Below are 22,302 nucleotides of genomic sequence, written 5' to 3'. Positions count from 1 at the left end.
GCAAGGGGGAGCACCGGAACATGATTATATCACTTGAAAATGTATCCTGGCGGCGTGAGCAGACAATGATTTTGCACGAGATGAATTGGCAGGTGGAGAAGGGACAGCACTGGTGTATAGTCGGTCTGAACGGCTCAGGCAAGACGACCATGCTGAACGTCGTGAATGGCTATATCTGGCCAACCCAAGGTCAAGTAGAGGTGCTTGGCCACCGGTTCGGTGATGTAGACCTTAGGGAGCTGCGCAAGCGGATCGGCTGGGTCAGCACCTCATTGCAGCAGAAGCTGTACGGCCATCAGACGGTGATGAACATTATTCTGAGCGGCAAATTCGCCACGATCGGGCTGTACGACAAGACGGAAGAAGAGGATCTGAAGCAGGCAGAGGAGCTGTTGGAATTCCTGGATTGCTCGGCCCTGGCCACACGTACTTATGATACCTTATCACAGGGGCAGCGCCAAAAGATCCTTATCGCACGCGCGCTGATTGCTAATCCTGAGCTGCTTATTCTGGACGAGCCGTGCACGGGGCTGGATATTTTTGCACGGGAGCAGTTACTGCAGATGATCGAGAAGATCACTAAGCAGGAAGGCGGACCGACCTTACTATATGTGACTCATCATATTGAGGAGATTACGCTCTGCTTCACCCATACCCTGCTGGTTAAGAAGGGGGAAATCTATAAAGCCGATGAGACAGCAGAGTGCCTGAAGTCCGGGGTGCTCAGTGATTTCTTTGACACCCCGGTTGAGGTGCAGGAGCACCATAACCGCAAATGGCTGACATTGGGGTGAAAATACATTGCAGAGAAGGCATAATCGTCTTTTTCAAGCGGGGATTGATCTTCAGAGGCGTTTAACTTAGCGTAACGGACTGAGGTGCTATTTATTTATGGTATCATCGCACACGACAAATAGTGATTCTGTACCCGGGAGACACGCCGTGTCCATTCCATCAAGTCCGCAATATTGTGTAGGGTAGGACCATAAAAACCACAATATTAGGAGGAATGGCTTATGGCAGATGAAGGATGCAATCAGACCGCTTCCGGAGCTTGCTCACATGCAGAGGGGAACTCCACGACCGCCAGCGGGTTTGCTTCTCACGCTGAGGGCTATGAGACAACAGCCAGCGCTTCTGCGGCACATGCGGAAGGTTACCAGACCATTGCATTTTTGGACACGGCCCATGCCGAAGGGAATGGGACACTTGCTACAGCACCAGCCGCACATGCGGAAGGCTACAAGACCTATGCAATCAGTGACGCTGCCCATGCTGAGGGCGGTTTAACTGTTGCTTCCGCACCTCAATCTCACGCTGAGGGTGCGCAGACGACTGCTTCGGGTGTGGCTTCACACGCAGAGGGCAATCAGAGCACTGCAAGCGGTGAATACTCCCACGCCGAAGGCTTCTTGACTGTAGCTGCTGGTCCTGCAGCTCATGCAGAAGGATTCAACACTCAGGCCAATGGGCTTTCTTCACATGCGGAGGGTGCCTTGACTGAGGCCAATGGAACCTTTTCCCATGCAGAAGGTTTTTCTTCAGTTGCAGGTGCTCAGAACTCTCATGCTGAAGGTAATTCTACAGTTGTTCATGAAGAACACCCTAATTCACACATTATGGGCTCGAATGGTGAGACTGTATTTCCCGATTCTTGGCATTTAGCTAATGGGAATGAAGACACTCTTGGCTTGGCTGCTGTTCTTCAAGGGTCTTCCGGAAATCTATTCTTACAAGGCACGGTAATGCCTTTAGGTGCCGATTATGCCGAAATGTTTGAGACAGTGGACGGGTTGCCGATCGAGCCGGGCTATTTCGTAACCACAGAGGGTGAGCAGGTCAGAAAAGCAACTCCGGCAGATCAATACATCCTGGGTGTGGTCAGTGCAAATCCTTCTGTACTTGGCGACTCAAGCCCTTTGAACTGGACGGGCAAATATGAAAAGGATGAATGGGGCAGGGTTAAATATGAAGATCGGGAAGTGAAAGCGGTAATAGACAGCGAGGGCAAAGTTCTGGCGCCTGCGTATACTAAGAGCTCGGCTGTTGTCAATCCTGAGTATGTCCCTTCTCAGACGTATGTGCCACGGATTGATCGTCCGGAATGGGTAGCTGTAGGAACCATGGGCAAGCTTCTTGTCCGGGATGACGGGACCTGCCAGGTGAACGGATATTGTATGCCTGGTGAGAACGGAGTGGCGACTGCTTCAGTCGAAGGGTACCGGGTTCTTGCGAGAACAGCGCCAGATCAAATTAAAATTTATGTGAAATAAATGGTTCTGCAAACGAGCGCAGTTCAAAAATATAAGGCAGCAATTCTCCTGTTACGGAGGTCTGCTGCCTTTGCTATGGAGGTAACCCTAAAATATAGGCTAGAAATTATTGATACTTCGGAAGCCAGTCTCCATGGGCCACGATCAGATCATCGCACATGCTGACAATATCGTCCATCGACAGCTCGGCGGCGGTATGCGGGTCCAGCATAGCGGCGTGGTAGATATGGTCTTTTTTGCGAGTCATAGCGGCTTCTATGGTCAGGAGCTGGGTGTTGATGTTGGTCCGGTTCAGCGCTGCGCACTGCGGTGGCAGATCACCTACGAAGGTTGGCGTTACGCCGCTTCTGTCCACGAGGCAAGGCACCTCGACGCAGGCTTCACGCGGCAGATTGGTGATCAGCCCTGTGTTCATTACATTGCCGCCGATCTTGAACGGCACGTCCGTCTCCATGGCTTCCAGGATGTAAGAGGCATACTCATGGGAACGCTCATGCTTCAGATCCTGGTTGTTCACCAGCTCTCCGCGCATCTGCTCCCACTGCTTGATCTGTTCCACGCAGCGGCGCGGGTATTCGTCCAGCGGAATCTGGAAGCGTTCGATCAGCTCCGGGTAGTTCCGCTTGATGAAGTATGGATGGTACTCGGCGTTATGCTCGGAGGACTCGGTAATGTAATAGCCGAATTTCAGCATCATCTCATAGCGGACCATGTCGTAGTGAGGCTCGAGCTGCTTCTCGGCCGCACGCCGTTTGATCTCCGGGTACAGGTCCTCGCCGTCTTTGGTGACTTCAAGCAGCCAGGCCATGTGGTTGATGCCGGCGATTTTGGCTTGAACACCGGTCTTATCGATGCCGAGGTGATCGAACAATCCAGGAATACACTGCTGTACACTGTGGCACAGGCCGATGGTATTCACGCCGCCGTAGGTATTCATGACATTTGTTAGAACGGCCATCGGGTTCGTATAATTCAGGAACAGCGCATCCGGGCACACCTCACGGATATCCGCTGCAAAATCCAGCATAACCGGAATGGTACGCAGATTGCGGAAGATGCCGCCAATGCCTACCGTGTCAGCGATTGTCTGGCGCAGGCCGTATTTCTTCGGAATCTCAAAATCGGTAATCGTACAAGGATCATATCCGCCAACCTGAATGGCATTCACTACATATTTGGCACCGCGCAGCGCTTCCTTGCGGTCAGTATACGTATGGACGGTACAAGTGCTGCCGCTGCTTTTCTTCAGATTCTGAAGCATGCTGGCAGAGTCATTCAGACGCTGGAGATCGATATCATATAGGGCAAGCTCGAAGCCCTGCAGAGCGGGCGTAGCCATGATATCTCCGAGGACGTTTTTGGCGAATACTGTACTTCCGGCACCGATAAATGTAACTTTAGACATAAGTGATTAGCCTCCTGTAAGATGCGTAACAAGCCTTCCGTCATACGGCCGCTTGCCGAAGAGTTTGACGGAAATGTGCTGAAACAGAAGCTTTTTACGCTAATTTCTACTATAATCACTATAGAATAGAACCGCTGCGCGGGCTATGGAGAAAGACAAGATACATATGGAGGAATGTTGCATGGACCCGGAGCATTATGAATTCACCCTGGGCATCAACCTGAAGCCGGAGGAGCAGGAGCTGTCCGTGCTTTTCAGCGGGGAAGGGAAGCCGCATCCCGGCCACACTGTCGGGCCGTCTGTACATGATTTTTACCTGATCCATACCGTTCTGGAGGGCCGGGGACGGTTCGAGAGCGACACATTCTCGGCGGAGTGCAACGCAGGAGACACTTTCGTGATAATTCCCGGAATGTTATTCAGCTATAAGGCGGATACGGACATCCCGTGGCATTATGCGTGGGTCGCCTTGCAGGGCATCGGCGTGCTGGATCAGCTCCGGGCGGTCGGCATTACAAGGGAGCGGCCCTTCGCACGTTCGGATATGGTCCCGGAGCTGCATCACCTTTATACCGGTATCCGGCAATCTTTCAAGCAATCCGCATATCCAAGGCTGGAGAGCCTGGAAGCTTCCGGCTGGGTGCGGCTGCTTCTTCACCGGATCGGGCGGGACAATCTGGGCGAATTGCCGCCGCACCCGACCGAAATGCCCGAGATGATAGACCGGCAGATTGACCAGGCGATCCGCTGGATTACGCTGCAATTCCACCAGCAGCTCAGCATTGATCACATCGCGTCTTCGCTCGGCTATCACAGGGTTCATCTGTCTAAGGCCTTCAAGCAGCGGACCGGAATGTCACCGAAGCAATATCTGCTCAAAGTGAGGATGGACAAGGCCAAAGAGCTGCTCGCAAGCACGCTGACCATCGAACAGGTGGCCTCCTCGGTCGGCTTTAATGATGCCCTGTATTTCTCCAAGCAATTCCGCAAAGTTGCGGGGATGCCGCCGAGTGAATACCGGGCCGGACTTAGAAACGGAAATTAGTATGAGACCAACCAAGAGGGAGAAAAAATGATGATGAAGCCGCAAGTACAAAGAATCCGCGATCTCACATTGGTGCGCAGAGGAGAGGGCCGCTTGCTGGTTATCGGCTGTGATTCCAGCGCCAGCATCGGGAATAAGCCGATGGATGCGGTGCAGACCCCACCTGCTGTTGCAGGATATTATGCTGCCAGAGTTGCAGTAATGGAGGTGCTCTCTGTGGGGGCGGAGATCTTAACGGTCATCGATACCCTGGCGGTAGAGAAGGAGCCTACAGGGAATGAGATTATCCGGGGCATTCACAAGCTGCTTGCGGAAGCCGGATTAACTGCCGCCCATGTGAACGGCAGCACCGAGGATAATTTTGTGACCTGCCAGACAGGTATAGGAATCACTGTAATCGGGGAAGCGGATGAGACGCAGTTGAAGGTGGGGCGTTCACAGGGCGGAGACTGTATCGTGATGCTGGGCGAACCGCTGGTCGGAAACGCTGTTCTGGAGCAGGAAGCAAGCTTGTGTACCATCCGGCAGCTTCAGCTGCTCGCAGCTGCGCCGGAGGTCCATGATATTCACCCGGTCGGCTCTAAGGGAGCAGGGTATGAGGCGGAGCTGCTCGCGGAGCTGAACGGCAGCGGCTTCCGGCCGGTGCCTGGAATAGCAGATAAGCTACAGGCATCCGGGGGGCCGGCGACAGCGGTGATTTTTGCGGCAGAGGAACGTAGGATTAGAGAACTTCAGTCCAGAATAGGCGGCAAAATGGAGATTATCGGTTATTTGCAGGATTGACCGGCCTGCGGAAGGTGAATACCGGTGCGAACAAGGCGGCTTTGATTAAGCCACCTCTGCCTTGCCGGCAAATAAATGGATAAACGTATCTTAATTTCCCGCTTTCCGAGGAATGTCCTGAAACAAGTGGAAAAACAGCAACTGCTGCTCACGGATTGGGCCGTTTCGGGTAACGTGTAAGTATTTAAGTGCCGTTTTTCCAATTGGTTCTCCAGCGTGGCCCATACGTTCCTCAGCAAGTGGAGAAAATCCAACTAAATGCGCTCCAGCAAACGTACATATCTCAGTTTCATCCTCTATCCAAGCGCAACCTTCACTGCCAGCCCCTTGCAGACTGCGGGGTGGTGTGAGCTGGATGTACAATTCTTCTATTAAGTGTTCAATCAGCATAAGCCACAAAGCGCAGGAATTGACATCATTAAAATTTGAAGTTATTATAGACACGTATTGTCCTTAATCAAGGCAATCCAGATTGCGTGATGCAGATGTGCATTACAGAATGTGAATGTGCAATATAGATCTGCGACACATGTGAGCGATGGTGATGCGTGTCTAATTTTTTGAGATAATTACAGACTACAGAAGTCTCTAATATCCGCGAAAACTGCCCGCTGTCATACATCTCCCCCCAACACCCACCATACACAAGGAGGAATTACAAATGAAGAACCTGGAGAATATCGATGCCGCAAATGAAGTTGCGGATGTAGTCATTATCGGAGGAGGGCCTGCCGGGCTTAATGCTGCGCTGATGCTGGGCCGGGCACGCAAACAGACGATGGTTATTGATGCCGGGCGTCCGCGTAATGCGGTCACCCGGGAGGCGCATGGTTTCCTGACCCGGGACGGAATTGCTCCGTTTGAACTCCGGCGGATTGCCATAGAACAGCTTGGGGCTTATCCGTCTGTCTCACACGTTGAAGATACAGTTGTGTCCATTACCGGGGAGGACGGGGCCTTCCTGCTGCAGACAGCTTCAGGGCTTAAGATCACCAGCAAGAAGCTGCTGTTTGCCGCAGGCATGAAGGACCGCAGGCTGGACATTCCGGGGCTTGCCGAGGTCTATGGGAAAAGCGCCTTTGTCTGCCCGTACTGCGATGGCTGGGAATTAAGAGATCAGCCCCTGGTTGTCATCAGCAGGGGGGCTGCACTCATGCATCTGGCGCCGCTGTTATACGGTTGGACGAAGCAGTTCGCGGTCTGCACGAATGGCCCTGATGAGCTCACAGAAGCGGAACGCGAAGAATTGCGCACTCATGATATCCCGTTATTCGATGCTCCGATTCGCGAGATTTCTTCCAGTGAGGGCATGGTTAACCATGTGAAGCTTAAGGATGGAACAGAGATTCCGTGTACCGGCATCTTCTTCAAGCCCGAGCTGGCTCCGGGAACGGATCTGCCAGAGTCCCTGGGCTGCCGGATAACCGAGATGGGCGTCCTTGAAGTTAACGAGTTCGCTCAGACCAGCGTGCCCGGGATCTACGCCGCCGGAGATGCCGCTACCATGATGCATCAGTCTATTGCCGCTGCCGCATCAGGGGCACTGGCCGCTGCTGCACTGAACGGTGAGCTGAACCGGGCAGCCTGGAAGGCCGGGCTTGCATAATTTTTCCCCCAATAGCACAGGATAACATTACTATGAAACTGGAATTCAAGGCATAGAGCAGGGGGGAGTACACATGAATGCAGCAACGGATAAGGAACAGCATATCCTGTTAACTCGGCGGTTGGCAGAGAACGAGCAGGTCCTGCGCGATGCTTTTGCGGGCTGTGATGATATTGTGTTCCATTCGTTTCAGACCATTAATCGTACTTCCGCACTCTGTGTCTACTGTTCCGGACTCTGTAATACTGAGCGGCTGGAGCAGCAGGTGCTGGCTCCGCTGGAGCAGGCCGGTCTGGAGATTGAACCGGCAGAAGCGTTACCTGCCCAGCTTCCGGTCTCCTCGATTAACCGGATCGAGACAGCAGAGCAGGCCATTGAAGCTGTTCTGGACGGCGAAGCTGTGCTGCTGCTGGAAGGACAGGCTTCAGGTACAGGTTATCCGCTATATAAGGTGCCTACACGGACCCCGGAAGAACCGGCAGCAGAGTCCACTGTACGCGGAGCCCGTGACGGATTTACCGAAACCCTCGCCTCGAATCAGTCTCTGCTGCGTATGCGGCTGAAGACGCCTTCGCTCAAGCTGCACACCAAGAAAATCGGGGAGTACAGCCACACGAATGTGATCCTTGCCTATGTAGAAGGCATTATTCAGCCGGAACTGGTCAATGAAGTCAATAAACGGCTGAGCCGCCTGAATATCAAAGATGTGCTGGAGAGCCAGTATATCGAGCAGGGCATCATTGACCAGCCCTTTTCGCCGTTTCCGCAGATGATTGCCACCGAGCGCCCGGATGTGGTGGTCTCCAATCTGCTGGAGGGCCGGTTTGCACTCTTAATTGACGGGACTCCCTTCAGTCTGATTGCCCCGGTTAACATGTTCTCCATGCTGCAATCCCCTGAAGATTACTACGAGAACATTTACATGAGTATTTTTGTCCGCTGGCTCAGATATATCTTCTATGCCTTATCGCTCCTGCTCCCCTCAGCTTATGTAGCCATCACTACCTTCCATCAGGAGATGATCCCCACCGTGCTGCTGCTGAGTATCGCGCGGGCGAGAGAAGAGATCCCTTTTCCGGCCCTGGTGGAAGCCCTTATTATGGAGATCGCCTTCGAGGCGCTGCGGGAGGCCGGCGTCCGGCTGCCTAAGCAGATTGGTTCTGCTGTCAGCATCGTGGGCGCGCTAATTATAGGCCAAGCTGCTACCACTGCGGGAATTGTCTCTGCGCCAATGATTATTATCGTGGCGATTACGGGCATCGCTTCCTTCATGGTTCCGCGTTATTCAGCCAGTATCGCGACCCGGCTGCTGCGCTTCCCCATGATGGTTCTGGCAGGCACGCTGGGGCTGATCGGCGTTATGCTGGGCATCATCCTGGTGGTCATTCATCTCAGCAGTCTGCGTTCGTTCGGCAGGCCCTATCTGTCACCGGCAGCTCCGACGTTCAGCAAGGGCTTGAAGGATGTATTGTGGATCTCCCAGCCGCGGAGCAAATGACGGCAACCGGACTTCACCAGAGAAGAGGATACTTATGTTGACTGACAAAGGGAAAATATCGGTTACCCAGTTGGCCTTCCTGGTCTTTCCGTCCATTCTCGCTACAGCTATTCTGTCTGTCCCCGGGATCACCATGCATTATGCGGGACATGATATGTGGCTATCGCCCATCCTGGGCTCGCTGGTTGGAGTAACGGTCATTGGGATCTCGCTTGGACTTAACCGGCTTTATCCCGGAAAGACCATTATGCAGTCCAGTCTGTTAATCGCCGGGTGGCTGCCGGGCAAGCTCATCGGGCTGGGTTTTCTGCTCTATCTCCCCCATCTGAACGGTCTGATTATCCTGGAGTATGGCGAGTTTATTCTGAATAATGCGCTTCCTGAGACTCCGCTGCTTGTTATTATAAGCTCCATGGTTATCGTCTGTGCGATCAATGTCAGGCTGGGGATTGAGGTGGTCAGCCGAACCGCGCAGGTGTTCGTTACACTGCTGGTGGTGATGCTCTGCCTAATCTTTGTCCTTCTGACCGGGGAGCTACGGCCTGCGGAGCTGCTTCCGTTCATGGAGAACGGATTCGTGCCCATTGTCAAAGGCGCTGTGGCTCCGTCTGCATGGTTCAGTGAATATATTGTGCTGGCCTTTCTGCTGCCCTATGTCAACAGTAAGAAACACCTTACCCGGACAATGCTTGTCTCACTTGTGGTCACAACTGCGGCGATGAGTCTTACCAATTTGTTCTGCTTGCTGCTGATGGGGGATTTGACGGACAGCTTTGCTTATCCGGTGATGATTGCTGCCCGTTACATTACCATTGCCGATTTCCTGCAGCATATCGAGGCTCTGATCATTGCGATCTGGATCTTCGGGATTTTTGTCAAAATCTCTGTCTTTCTCTACATCTTCGCCGCTTCGGCCGCAGAATGGTTCGGACTGGACGATTATAAACCGCTGGTGATTCCGCTGGCTTTCTTAAGTATTGTGTTCTCGTATTGGGTAGTGTCCGGTGCCTCAGGGGTCGCTGCGCTGGTGAGTGCTTCAGCGAATATATATACCATGCTGTTCCTGGTCGGGCTTCCTGCCGCAGTCTATGGACTGGCCCTGCTGAAGAGGGGGCTGAAGCGGCAGAACAAAGGATGAAGATAAGGAGGGAGGGCTATGCGGGGCTGCAGGACCTTAATCATGCTGCTGCTAAGCAGTGTACTGCTGACCGGCTGCTGGGACCGGACGGAGATCAATGACCTGGCGATCGTACTGGCAACCGGCGTGGATTATAAGGATGGTCAGGCGCAGTTGACGGCCCAGATCTTCATTCCGCGCAAAGGAGGGGGAGGCTCGGAGAGCGGCGGAGCCGGCGAAGGCGCAAGGGGGGTCACTATGATCCGCACCGCTGAAGGGGATAACATTGCGGAAGCCTTGAACCGGCTGCAACGGAAGGTGGCCCGGCATATGTTCTGGGGCCAGTGTGAGGTCATTGTAATCAGTGAAGAGGCAGGAAAGCAGGGGCTGCGCGAGTATATCGACTTTCTCCTGCGTTATCCGCAATTCCGTGAGCATGCATATGTCTTCTCCAGCCAGGAATCTGCCAAGGATATTCTTGCCTTGCTGGACCCGCTGGAGCGGAGCACCTCCGAATCCCTCCGGGAAATGGCGAATATGAACCTGGGCACACGCGTGACGCTGCTGGAATTGTCCCAATCCATTCAAGGTGCCAGCGGCTCGGCTGTTTTAACCCGTATTCTGATTGCTCCTCCAGAACCGAATGACGGTCCTAATGCGACTACACCCTTCCTCAAAGGAATAAGCCTGTATAAACATGGCCGCTATGCACTCACTGTGAAAGAACCGGTCAGCCTTGGGGTGCTGCTGATGATTAATGAACTGAATAACATTATAATACCGGTTAAGCTGGATCAGCAGAAGGGCACCTTCTCGATTCAGCCTAAGAGTATAACCACTACTCTAACCCCGAGAATTGTGAACCGGGAATGGTTGATGAAGATACGGATTGTGGCCAAGGGCGAGGTGGTCATGAATACAACCGATGCCAATCTGACCGATCCGGCGAAGATGATTGAGCTGAATCAGGCGTGGGAAGACAAACTGAAGGAGCTCGCCCGGCAAGCTCTCCAAATGTCTCAGCAAGAGCAGAAAACCGATTTCTTCCGGTTCGCCGATACCTTCCGCAGACATTACCCGCAGGAGTGGAAGGCGAAGAAGGAGCAATGGGAGGCAATGTACCCCCAGTTACAGGTGGATGTCTCCGCCAAGACAAGTATTACTGGTAACGGAAGATCAACCGGCCCTCAGGGCATCCCGGAGCAATCGGCTGACTGACAGAGGCTGCGCCTTAATTCCAGCAACCATAAAAGGATGTGGGAAACATGAAACTGGTAATGATCCTGGGCATTCTGCTGCTGTCCGCTTCAATTATCATTATTGAATTCCGGGGCAGTAAGGATAAGAAAACCAGAAAGGTTATCGCAGGCATCACCCTTGCTACGGCGGGGCTTACCATTCTTCTTTTATTTCAACCAGGATTGCCGGGTCCCACCGAGATGGTGAAGCTGTTGTTCGGCCAGATCGATCTGATCATGAAATGAAGCTTAAGGCAGCTCCTTCACGGGGCTGTCTTTTAAGTTATTACCAAATTCATTTAAGCGATTACATTTTCTTATTCCCGGGCGCAGCTATAATGAAAAACAGGAGAGCTCCTTAATACAGCCGAAGGGATGGTAGAAATGAAAGCGGTTTTAAACAGTCAGCAAGACCAAATCGGATTAGCACGCAAACACACCTTTTGGCTCAGGATCAGGAGAGATGCGATACTTTATATCCTTTTGCTGCTGCCACTCCTGTACATTGCTATTTTTAAATATGCTCCAATCTATGGCTTGGTGATGGCCTTTCAGGATTACAATATTTTTCAGGGGACGAGTGGAAGCGAATGGGTCGGACTGGATGTGTTCCGGTTTATTTTTGAGCAGGACAGCTTCTACCGTGCCCTTAAAAATACGCTGGTCCTGAACGTGCTGGATCTGGTGGCAGGCTTCCCGGCCCCGATTATCCTGGCGATTCTGCTTAACGAGGTCCGGATGGCCAAATTCAAAAAAGTGACACAGACCGTGCTCTATTTGCCGCACTTCATGTCCTGGGTCATCATCGGCGGGATCGTCTATCTGATGTTCTCGAACGGCGGGATGGTCAATCACTTCCTGGATAGTCTGGGGCTGGAGAAGATTGAATTTCTCTCCCAGCGGGTCCCGTGGCTGATCACTTACATTACGGTGGGGGTATGGCAGAACATCGGTTGGGGGACGATCATTTATCTGGCGGCCATTACCGGTATCAACAAGGAGCTGTATGAAGCGTCTGATATGGACGGCTGCAGCAGAATCCGTAAAATGTGGCATATCACCCTCCCCGGCATCAAATCCACGATTAATATCCTGCTGATTCTCCAGATTGGCAGAATGGTCTCGATCGGGTTCGACCGCCCCTTTGTGATGGGGAATTCACTGGTCAGCGAATATTCCGATGTCATCAGTACCTTCGTGTACAGAGTGGGAATCAGTTCGGGAGACTTCTCCCAGGCTACGGCCGTCGGGCTGTTCCAGTCCGTGGTAGGTCTGATCCTGCTGATCGGTGCCAACTTTGTTGCGAAGAGATTAGGTGAGGATGGGATATGGTGAAAATGGCAGACACGATAAGAACGAGACGGATCGGCCGGAAAACAAGTGTGGCGGACATCGCCATTATAGTATTTATTGTAGCTTTATCGTTTACCTGCATCGTTCCATTCCTATACATGATAGCGCTTTCCTTCAGCTCCAACGAAGCGATTATCGCGCAAAAGGTAGGCTTGTGGCCGGTAGGCTTCACCGTCGAGACCTATAAGACGATTCTGAGCGATGTCTCTATGCTGTATACGCTGGGCTATAGTATTGTCCTGACGATTTTTTACACCGTGGTGTGTATGTTCCTGACGATCTGTGCGGCGTATCCTTTAACGAAAAAGCGGCTATGGGGCAGAAACTTCCTGCTATCCGCTCTCGTCTTCACCATGTATTTCAGCGGCGGTCTGATTCCTTCCTACATCCTGATCAAGAACCTGGGGATGATGGATACGATCTGGAGTCTGGTGCTGCCGGGCGCAATGAGTGTATTCAACCTGATTATCCTGAAAACCTTCTTCAGCTCTCTTCCCGAGAGTCTGGAGGAATCAGCCGCCATTGACGGGTGTACGGATCTGGGAATACTTCTCCGCATTGTGCTGCCGCTCTCACTGCCTTCCATTGCCACCTTAAGCCTCTTCTATGCGGTAGACCGGTGGAACGGATTCCAGGATGCCTTATTCTATATTACCAAAAAAGAGCTTTATCCCATGCAGCTCAAGCTGTACCAGATCATCTCAGCCAACCAGCAGCTGGACAGCCAGCAGGGCGGTGAGGGCGGCGCAGGCGCGTTCATTGTTCCGGAGTCGCTGAAGGCGGCAAGCGTCATGTTCACTACCATTCCGATTCTGCTGATCTACCCTAAGCTGCAGAAATATTTCGTAGACGGTGTCATGACGGGCGCGATCAAGGGCTAAAGCGGGTATACTCTGCGGAAGGGGGGAGGCCGGAGCGGCGGAAGTTGAAGCTGCCGGGGCAAGGAAGCTATAATCTTCATTACTATCATGATAAGGGATGAAAGGGTGGTATACCGTGAAGACAGGCATTAAGAAAGTATCGGCTGTTCTGTGCAGCACCGTGCTGCTGGCCGGCGTTGCAGCAGGCTGCGGCGGCAATGATAAAGAGAGTACAGAGCCAGCCGCGCCAGGAGCGTCAAATGCAGCAAAGTCCCCGTCTGATCCTCCTGCCAAGCTGACCGTAGAGGTGTTCGACAGAGGGGTTCAGGGCCAGCCGGATCTGAACAATAATACCTGGACCAAATACGTCAATGAGCATTTCGGCAAGCCGAATAACGCCATTGTGGAATATGTACCGGTCCCCCGGTCGCAAGAGGTCGATAAGCTGAACGTATTAATGGCTGCGGGCCAGGCTCCAGACATCTCGTTCACCTATGACGGAACGCTGGTTACCCGTTTTGCCAAAAGTGACGGTCTCTACACGCTCGACGAGCTGCTGGATACTCACGGCCAGCAACTGAAGGCTTATCTCGGGGAGAACGTTCTCGCTTACGGCAAATATAAAGATAAGCAGGTATCGATTCCGGGTAAGCGTACCCTGCTCGCCTGGAACGGGATGTTCATCCGTAAGGATTGGCTCGACAAGCTGGGAATGCCGCTCCCAACCAACCGAGATGAGCTGTACAATACGCTGGTGGCCTTCCGCGACAAGAACCCTGGCAACGTGAACGGCGTCATTCCGTGGGCAACGGCGGCGGCAGGCATGAACTACACCTTCGGCAACCTGGTTCAATCCTTCTGGGGCGAGATGTCAGAGGAGGAATTCGTCACCATGCCTAACTGGCTGAAGCCGGGCAACAAAGACGCATACAAATGGCTGAACAAGCTGTATAATGAGAAGCTGATCAGCCCTGATTTTGCCCTGGACAAAACGACCAAGCAAGCAGATGCCGATGTCACCAACGGCAAGGTAGGCTTCTATGCCGCCAACTGGGATTATCCGATGACCCAGAAAATCCGTGAACCGCTGAAGCAAAATGCGCCGGACGCCAACTATATTCCGATTGATACCTTCAAAAATGCAGAAGGCAAATACATCAAAGAGGTATATAATGAGAATGGAATATTCTCCTTCATCCCTAAGAGCAGCAAGAATGCTGAGCTGGCGGTCAAATACCTGAACTGGATGGCGGACCCGGAAGTGATGTTCTTCCTGCAGTTCGGTGAAGAAGGCGTTAACCATACGATGAAGGATGGTATCCCGCAGGGGATTTCACAGACCGGCGAGAATATGATGACAAGTAATCTGAATATGGATTATACCGTGATTGTTAACGGCGCTGAGCTGGGCGACACCGAGAAGAACGTCAAAACCTATGCCGCAGCCCTCGCCTCCGGGGATAAGCAATATGAGTCCCTCGCGATGGAATCCTACAAAATCAACACGACAGACGGCTATTCATCCTTCTATTACGGGGTTCCTAACGAAGCTAATATCAAGTACGGCAAGACGCTTGGCGACATGAACAAGCAAATGATTGACCGTCTGATCGTAGCCAAGGAGTCCGAGTTCGACGCCTTGTACGAGAAGCTGGTGAAAGAATACATGGATGCCGGCGGCAAAGCGGTTCAGGATGAGAATGTGAAGAACTACAGGGAAGTCACGGCGAATAAGAAATAACACCTGAAATACGGATAAACCACTGGCTGTTCATCTGCGTGGTTTATCCGCATTTTCTTGGCCTAATCACATCAGAAGAATCCACAGCCGCAGGAGGAGACCCATGTACAAGGTCATGATTGTAGATGATGAGTCGTGGGCGATTAAAGGGATCAGTAACGCCTTTGACTGGGAGCAGTATGGCTTTGAAATTTCGGGACAGTTCACAAGTGCCTCCCAGGCGTGGGAAGCCATCGCCTTGCAGGAGCCGGATCTGGTGGTCACAGATATCCGGATGCCGGAGATTTCCGGGCTCGATCTGATGAAGCTGGCCAAAGCGAAGGGCATAGACACGGAATTCGTCATTATAAGCGGGTATGCGGAATTTGAATATGCCCAGGAAGCGCTGCGCTACGGGGCCTTAGATTATTTCCTGAAGCCGCTGGATGTGGATATGACCGATTCGTTCCTGGCGAAGCTCGCCCTGCACTTCTCCCGGCGAAGTGCGGCGCGCAATCACCTTCTATTGGATGCGCTTACCTCGGCAGATGAAGATGAGATCAGGCGCTGTCTTCCTGCCGGCATGAGTGCAGGCTGCTGCCAGGTGCTTGCTGTCCATTATGAGGCAGAGCGGCCGAAGCTCAGCGAACTGCTGAAGCTGGACGGGCAGCCGGTTCATATGCTGGAGGTAGAGAACGGAGCGAGCACGCTGCTGGCTGTTCTATTAACGGAGCAGAAGAGTGAGCTGGAAGGAATTGCAGCTGAATGGCCTGCGGCCGCGGGCAATCCAGGGTTTTCTGTGGTGGGGATCAGCAGCATCGGCAGCGGGCTCAAGCAGATCAGCAAGCTGATCAAGGAAGCGGAGCTCGCGGCCTCCCGGGTATTCGTGGATGAAGCTTCCGGCGCCGTTCACTACAATCCCAAGCTTCCTCTGGTGAAGCCCTGCATAGATGAGCTGCATACTATTGTACATGGTAATCAGTTCAACAGCATTGAGACCTATACCCTGGGCCTGCAGGAATACTTCAGGCTTCATGAGCTGGGAATGAGCGAGGTTGTCTACTTATGGAATCAGGCTGTCGGACTTCTGATCAGCGCCTATCCTGAAGAACTCAGGGACATGGAGCTGGAATTCCTGAATTATGCCGAGCTGAAGGAGCGGTTCGAAGACCTGGAGTCGCTGTGCTGCTTCCTGCACGACGTTCTTACAGTGCTCCGGCAAGGGAATAGCCGTGCTTTGCAGGAAGGGGATATTCTATCCTGCTTCAACCGGATGATCGCCTATATCGACCGGAATTATGAGCAGAAGCTGTATCTGAAGGAGCTGTCGGTCCAGTTCTTCATCAATCAGGTGTATTGCTGTCAATTGTTCAAGAAGAACCTGGGCAAAACCTTCTCTGAATATGTAGCCGAGCTGAGGATCGGGAAAGCCCGCTCGCTTTTGAAGCAGACAGACCTGTCCATTGAGAACATTGCCATCCAGTCCGGGTATGTAGATTACTATTATTTCAATAAGGTGTTCAAGAAGCACTGCGGGATGACGCCCGCCAAATTCAGAAAAAGGGAAGCCGAACGGAGCAGCAGGCCATGAAGACCGGCAAGGTGAAATTGAAGCATCAGCTATGGCTGTTCATTGTGTGTTCCATCCTGATCTTCATGGTCATGGAGTTCTACTTCTTCTACAGCTTCTCGAATCTGACACAGAAACGGGCGGTCACCTACAGCAATAAGATGATTGAGCAGACCCGCCGCAAGATTGATTCGGTGTTCAATGATATCCGGGTCAGCACCGGCTTTGCGGTCAACAGCAAGCTGATCCAGGAATTCACTCTCGCCGATGATGACTACAAAAGAGCGTTCGACAGTGCTCCTTATGCACTGGATCTCATGGAATATATGCGGTCCTTCAATTCGTATGTGAAAGGCATCATGATCAATGACCTCCAGGGACGGCGCCTCTCCAGCGAGGATTCTGCAAGCGGCGATATTTTTTATATTAACCTGTATGAGACCTTCATCCGCCCGTACAAGAACGATCCCGCGCTTCGCCAGAAGGGGAAGTTCACCGCCATTCTGAGGGATGACCGGACAGGCACAGAACACTTCTTCTATATTGCTCCCATTGTGGAGTCCATCGGGGGCGTCCATTTCTCGCAGATTACAGGTTACTGCATGGTGATGGTCAATATGGACAAAATGCAGGGACTGGTGGCCAACACGGAATTAACGCAGAACTCCACCCTGTATATCCTGAATAACCGGGATGAGGTGGTTGCCTCCACCAATTCCTATGCGCGGGGCAATGTGATCAAAGATGTGCTGTCTATGGACAAGAACCAATTGCTTAACGGGGTAAAAGCAACGATCGGCGGTAAGGAGGTTCTCGTTCAGGTCAAGGGGCTGGAGCAGGCTGACGGGTGGCGGGTGGTCAGTATAATTCCGGTGCAGGAGCTGACTGCCGATATGATCCCCATGCGCAAGGTCAGCATTATCGTGGGCCTTGGTATTATTGTGAGTATGATTATTACAGGCAGCTTCTTCATGCACAATCTGATGCGCCCCCTGATGGGGCTGGTCATGGATATGAAGAAGGTGGCTGGGCGGGACAGAGGCTTCCGGATCAAAGTCCGGTTCACCAACGAGGTGGGCCTGCTTGCCCAGGATATTAACCGGATGATGGATGAGATGGACGAAATGACCCGGGAGATGTTCAATACCCAGGCCAGACTATACGAATCCGAGCTGAGCCAGAAGCAGGCGGAGTTCTCTGCCCTGCAGAGCCAGATTAACCCCCACTTCCTGTATAATACGCTAAATTGTATCAGCAGCATCGGACTGGAGTACGGAAGCCGGGAGATTGCGCAAATTACGTACTGCATGTCTAAGATCTTCCGCTACAGCATCAAGAAGGATGACCTTGTGCAGATCCGGGAAGAGGTGGACTGCATTCAAGCATACATGAAGATTATTCTGATCCGCTACGAGAATAAATTCTCCTTGTCACTCGATGTGGAGGAGAGCCTGCTTGTGCTGCAGACGCCCAAGATGATTCTCCAGCCCATCGTGGAGAATTCGGTCTATCACGGGCTGGAGCGGATGGATCAGGGCGGTAGCCTTCAGATTACCGGGAGAGTGGATGAGTCCGGGGATGTGTGCTTCAGTATTATGGATACCGGCAGAGGAATGGAGCCAGAGGAGCTGGCTGCCCTTCAGGCCAAGCTTGGCCAGGAGCCTAAGGAGCTTGCCCTGACCGGGCAATCGGCGCAGGGCATCGGGCTGCTGAATATTCATAACCGGCTGCGCCATCTGTTCGGAGAAAGCTACGGACTTACCGTTGACAGCCGGTTAGGCTATGGGACAACCGTGAACGTGAAGATTCCGAAGCTGACGGGCAGCCTGGTCCCGGAACAATAGATTACACACAAGTAGGGAAGGTAAGCAGCGCATTTACGGGATGGGGAAATAGCAAGCAAGTGTGGAACAGGGTACCTCCATTTAGCGGGAGGTGCCCTGTTTGGCTGTAAGGGAGGGCTTAGCCGCACACCGCCGCTGTAACGGAGAAGGCCTTTGGATGATTCTGGCGGAATGAGGCAACGGATGATTAAGATCGGAAGGTAAGAGTGATGATTCAAGTTGGAAGGGATGTGTGATGATTCAGGTGGATGTTAGCTGGGATGAGTTGAGCTCAAAGCTATTGAGCAATGAGGTGCATTAGTGCACCTGAATTCGGCGGATAATGGCTAATTGAGCTAATGAGGTGCATTAGTGCACTTGAATTCGGCGGTTATGAGATATTCGGGCGAATGAGGGGTATTTGTGCACCTGATTTAGCCGAATGCAGGCAATATCCAGAAATGAAGAGCACTAATGCACCTGAATCTGGCGAGCTCTCCCTCTGGGACAGGCGGAAGGGGGAACAGTTGGATTTAGTCCACCTGCTGATGGAGATACGTCCGGCCAGGGCGCAGCAGGTGGATAAACAACACTTATTCAAGCCCTATTTACTTAAAGTGCCTGAATCCGTGAGCAGCAGTTGCTCTTTTTCCACTTGTTCCCCTGCAATCGCCAGAAGCCGAGAAATTAAGCTGCGTTTATCCAATTATTTGTTCGCCAAGTATCTAATTGTTTGATACCTGACCTGGCTTGCCGCAACGCTGTAAGTATTTACAACTAAAACGGTTACAAAAACATTTTAAGATCCTCCATTTTTTTAAGCCGCTTCGGAGGGTATTATGAGTACGCCAGACGAGTTGCCATTCGAACGAGAAGGAGATGAAAAAATGAAAGCGGTTAATTCAGCCCGGAAAGAACAGAAGTGGTCCAGAACAAATGTCAAAGCTCTGCTGCTCAGCCTCGTGATCCTGCTCATGCTGCCTCAGTTGGGAGGGGGCGCTGCGGCGGAAGAGTCGGGGCCGATTATGCCGGAGCCGGTAGTGGCTGCACAAGGAGGAACGAACGTGACGGATTTCTACAATGTCATCATGCAGACCGGGGCCGATCCCTGGGTATACAAGCACACGGACGGCTATTATTACAACACCTTTGTCAATGCCAGCGGAGTGATGGTCCGCAGATCGAAGACTATTACCGGCATTGAAGCAGGCGAACGGAGTCTGGCTTGGTCGCCCGTTAAAGGAACCATGTACAGCTCCAATGTGTGGGCGCCGGAGATGCATTATCTCAAGGATACGGACGGTCAGTACAAATGGTATATTTACTTCGCAGCCGATAACGGAACCAACGCCAACCACCGGATGTATGTGCTGGAGAATGCCAGTGCCGATCCGATGAGCGGAAGCTGGACCTTCAAAGGCAAGATTACCGATGCCACGGACCGCTGGGCGATTGACGGCACTGTGCTGACGATCGGTGACCAGCACTACTTCATCTGGTCCGGCTGGGAGGACACCGATGGCAGCTTTCAGAATCTGTACATCGCCAGAATGAGCAATCCATGGACGATCAGCTCGCAGCGCGTGCTCCTGTCCACACCGGAGTATGACTGGGAGACCTCCCCCGGCCGGATTAATGAAGGCCCGCAGATTACGATCAAGGGGAACAAGATCAATCTGGTGTACTCCGCCAACGGAAGCTGGACAGACAGCTATAGTCTCGGATTAATCACAGCCGGCACCAGTGCCGATCTGATGAATCCCGCTTCCTGGACCAAGCGTAATCAGCCGATCTTCGCAAGCGCGAACGGTGTCTATGGCCCGGGCCATCACAGTATCGTGACTTCACCGGACGGTACTGAGGACTGGATCATCTACCACTCCGCCCGCTGGCCGGGCTCAGGCTGGACCCGCAATGTCCGCGCGCAGAAGTTCTCCTGGAACACAGACAACACGCCGAACCTGGGAGAGCCTGTGAATCCGAACAGTCCGATAGCAATCCCATCAGGCGAGCCGGCCCGAATTCGTTATGAAGCCGAACAAGCACTGCTTGTAAAAGATCCGGCTGGCGCTTCATCCCCAGCGGTCCGGCGTGAAAGCTCCGCCTCCGGCGGGATGAAGATTACCAACCTCGCGAACACCTTCGACTATGCCCAGTTCAATGTCAATGTGCCGGAAGCGGGCTTCTATGTGCTGTCCGTGCGTAACAGCAACGGCTCAGCGAATGCGGGGGATGCCTCTCATATCCTGTCGGTCAACGGCGGGCCCGGAGCGTCGATGAATATCGTCTATTCCGGCGCGAACCGCTGGGGAGCCTCTACGGCGAAAATCTATCTTCAGCAGGGAGACAATGTTCTCCGCTTCTTCAAGGGGAACAATCTGGCGGACATCGACAGCCTGGATGTATCTCGGCTGAATACCTCGGAGCTGCTGTTCGGGGCTCCCGGATATACGCTGGGACTTAACGAGACCCGCAGCCTGCCCCTCTATACAGTAACTGGAACTACCTATTCTGCTGTCACGGCAGGCGTGGTCCTGACCTCGTCTGATACGAATGTAGCCGTGATTCAAGCAGGGAATCAGGTGAAGGCCGCCGGGGCAGGAAGTGCAACCATTACCGCCTCCTATAACGGCAAAACCGCAACCGCTGCAGTTAACGTCAAAGCTGATCCGAAAACAGTGCAGTCCTTGGCGCTCAGCGGTCTGGAGCCTGTGCTGATCAGCGGCCAGACCTCCTCACCGCTGCAGGCAACAGCACTTTACAACAATTATGAAGTTCAGGATGTAACCGCGAGTGCGCAGTACACCAGCAGCAATCCGGGAGTGGCGGCCATCGATCCGGCAACCCATACAGTAAATGCTGTTCAACCGGGTACGGCTCTGATTACAGCCTCAACCGGGGGCAAGCAAGCCACCTACAGCATAACGGTCATTGCCGCTTCAGATGCCGTTCAGGTCACTACAACTATGAAGACACCTTCAGGCGTGGTTCCCGCGCTTCCGGGCGTTGTGAATGCTGTCTACCACAACCAGACCGTTCAGGCCCAGGTGACTGACAGCGAGACGGCAGGGCTGGACTTCAGTACCATTGGCACGGTTCAGATTCCTGTGACCCTCAAGATAGGCGGGGAGGAGTTCTCTTCCACGATTTCTGTAGAGGTTGTGCCGGGCTATGGCCTGGATGAGATCGTGAATCAGCTTCGCAGCAAGCTGGCTAATAACTCCTATCCGCTTGGGAACGGGGCAGGCAATTATAGCGCAGCTAAGTATGCTGACTTCGTTGCCGCCGTGGATCATGCAGAGGCGTTGGCGGGCAATGCGGAATTGACGCAGGCGCAGTTTAATGCTGAGCTGAATGCACTTGCTAATGCGGAAGCCGCCCTGCTGAATTCGCTGAATACCACACAGAACGGTATAACGTATAAGGCATACCGTGATTTCTCCGGCGATACGGCAGGCAAATACCCTTATGGCATTACAACGCAGGATCTGACGAATGGCGCCGCCGCTGTGGTTCAGGAGGAAGCAGGTAATAAATTCCTGCGGCTAACCACGACCGCGGTATCAGGCAAAGCCAACCTTTTCCTGCCTTATCTTGGGGAGGTTAGTGCTGAGGGGAATGAGCGCATCGTCATCGAATACCGTGTCCGGTTAAACAGCAACTTCCAGTATGCCAACGGCGCAATGGTAAGAAATGATAGCGGGACCGGCAACTACTCAATGGTGACAGCGTTTGATTCCGGTAAAATCCTGGTGCAAAATGGCGGCTCCAACAAGGTCAAGGTGAGAGACTTTACGCTGGGCACATGGTATGCCATCAAAATGGTCGCCAACTGGGACGCCAAGACCTACAGCGTCTATATCAACAATGAAACCGTTCCGGCTGCAACAGATTTCGCCTTCCGCCATACTGGCGGCAGCACATTGACCGGACAGCTGTTCGGCGTTGACGGCTACGCGAACGCGTCTATCGATTTCGACGACTTCAAGGTCAGTGTTACCGGAGATTAAG

General features: G+C 52.8%; 17 protein-coding genes. 15 read left to right on the top strand and 2 right to left on the bottom strand.

Features of this window, described 5'->3' with window-relative positions; all coding sequences use genetic code 11:
• The first annotated feature begins 20 nt into the window (after positions 1-20).
• Positions 21-794: an ABC transporter ATP-binding protein gene (locus tag NST04_RS20525; RefSeq protein ID WP_341185898.1), complete on the top strand. Its 774-nt coding sequence runs from the start codon at positions 21-23 to the stop codon at positions 792-794.
• A 222-nt stretch (positions 795-1,016) separates the two neighbouring features.
• Entirely contained in the window at positions 1,017-2,273 is a 1,257-nt protein-coding gene (locus NST04_RS20520; protein ID WP_341185897.1) for a peptidase G2 autoproteolytic cleavage domain-containing protein, read from the top strand.
• Positions 2,274-2,379: 106 nt separating this feature from the next.
• On the opposite strand, the gene NST04_RS20515 is transcribed toward NST04_RS20520, so the two are convergent.
• Complete coding sequence (locus NST04_RS20515) at positions 2,380-3,678, bottom strand: alpha-glucosidase/alpha-galactosidase (protein WP_341185896.1); 1,299 nt, start codon at positions 3,676-3,678, stop codon at positions 2,380-2,382.
• 181 nt (positions 3,679-3,859) lie between these two features.
• Between NST04_RS20515 and NST04_RS20510 the strand changes: the two genes are divergently transcribed.
• The gene (locus NST04_RS20510; protein ID WP_341185895.1) at positions 3,860-4,723 is read left to right on the top strand and encodes a helix-turn-helix domain-containing protein; all 864 of its coding nucleotides are present in this window, start codon (positions 3,860-3,862) and stop codon (positions 4,721-4,723) included.
• A gap of 30 nt (positions 4,724-4,753) precedes the next feature.
• The gene (locus tag NST04_RS20505) at positions 4,754-5,506 is read left to right on the top strand and encodes an AIR synthase related protein (protein WP_341185894.1); all 753 of its coding nucleotides are present in this window, start codon (positions 4,754-4,756) and stop codon (positions 5,504-5,506) included.
• A 90-nt stretch (positions 5,507-5,596) separates the two neighbouring features.
• On the opposite strand, the gene NST04_RS20500 is transcribed toward NST04_RS20505, so the two are convergent.
• Positions 5,597-5,950, bottom strand: coding sequence for a hypothetical protein (locus NST04_RS20500; RefSeq protein ID WP_341185893.1), 354 nt, complete (start codon positions 5,948-5,950; stop codon positions 5,597-5,599).
• A gap of 217 nt (positions 5,951-6,167) precedes the next feature.
• On the opposite strand from NST04_RS20500, the gene NST04_RS20495 reads away from it, so the two are divergent.
• From NST04_RS20495 to NST04_RS20445, 11 genes are all read left to right on the top strand, one after another.
• Positions 6,168-7,112, top strand: coding sequence for an NAD(P)/FAD-dependent oxidoreductase (locus NST04_RS20495; protein WP_341185892.1), 945 nt, complete (start codon positions 6,168-6,170; stop codon positions 7,110-7,112).
• Positions 7,113-7,185: 73 nt separating this feature from the next.
• Positions 7,186-8,610, top strand: a complete 1,425-nt coding sequence (locus tag NST04_RS20490; RefSeq protein WP_341185891.1) for a spore germination protein — start codon at positions 7,186-7,188, stop codon at positions 8,608-8,610.
• A gap of 34 nt (positions 8,611-8,644) precedes the next feature.
• Complete coding sequence (locus NST04_RS20485; RefSeq protein WP_341185890.1) at positions 8,645-9,748, top strand: GerAB/ArcD/ProY family transporter; 1,104 nt, start codon at positions 8,645-8,647, stop codon at positions 9,746-9,748.
• Between the two features lie 18 nt (positions 9,749-9,766).
• Entirely contained in the window at positions 9,767-10,945 is a 1,179-nt protein-coding gene (locus tag NST04_RS20480) for a Ger(x)C family spore germination protein (RefSeq protein WP_341185889.1), read from the top strand.
• Positions 10,946-10,992: 47 nt separating this feature from the next.
• Entirely contained in the window at positions 10,993-11,211 is a 219-nt protein-coding gene (locus NST04_RS20475; protein WP_341185888.1) for a hypothetical protein, read from the top strand.
• Between the two features lie 138 nt (positions 11,212-11,349).
• Positions 11,350-12,300 carry an ABC transporter permease gene (locus NST04_RS20470; RefSeq protein WP_341185887.1) on the top strand — a complete coding sequence of 317 codons (951 nt, stop codon included), beginning with the start codon at positions 11,350-11,352 and terminating at the stop codon, positions 12,298-12,300.
• Entirely contained in the window at positions 12,294-13,199 is a 906-nt protein-coding gene (locus NST04_RS20465) for a carbohydrate ABC transporter permease (RefSeq protein ID WP_341185886.1), read from the top strand. Before NST04_RS20470 ends, NST04_RS20465 begins: the two co-directional genes overlap by 7 nt.
• 97 nt (positions 13,200-13,296) lie before the next feature.
• Positions 13,297-14,919 carry an extracellular solute-binding protein gene (locus tag NST04_RS20460; protein WP_341185885.1) on the top strand — a complete coding sequence of 541 codons (1,623 nt, stop codon included), beginning with the start codon at positions 13,297-13,299 and terminating at the stop codon, positions 14,917-14,919.
• A gap of 103 nt (positions 14,920-15,022) precedes the next feature.
• Positions 15,023-16,489 carry a response regulator transcription factor gene (locus NST04_RS20455; protein ID WP_341185884.1) on the top strand — a complete coding sequence of 489 codons (1,467 nt, stop codon included), beginning with the start codon at positions 15,023-15,025 and terminating at the stop codon, positions 16,487-16,489.
• The gene (locus NST04_RS20450) at positions 16,486-18,312 is read left to right on the top strand and encodes a sensor histidine kinase (RefSeq protein WP_341185883.1); all 1,827 of its coding nucleotides are present in this window, start codon (positions 16,486-16,488) and stop codon (positions 18,310-18,312) included. Before NST04_RS20455 ends, NST04_RS20450 begins: the two co-directional genes overlap by 4 nt.
• A gap of 866 nt (positions 18,313-19,178) precedes the next feature.
• Positions 19,179-22,301: a family 43 glycosylhydrolase gene (locus tag NST04_RS20445; protein ID WP_341185882.1), complete on the top strand. Its 3,123-nt coding sequence runs from the start codon at positions 19,179-19,181 to the stop codon at positions 22,299-22,301.
• The last annotated feature ends 1 nt before the right edge of the window (position 22,302 follow it).

Source organism: Paenibacillus sp. FSL H7-0756 (assembly GCF_038006765.1).
GTDB lineage: Bacteria > Bacillota > Bacilli > Paenibacillales > Paenibacillaceae > Paenibacillus_AQ.
Note: the sequence above shows the minus strand (reverse complement) of the source record. Positions and strands in the feature narration are given on the sequence as shown.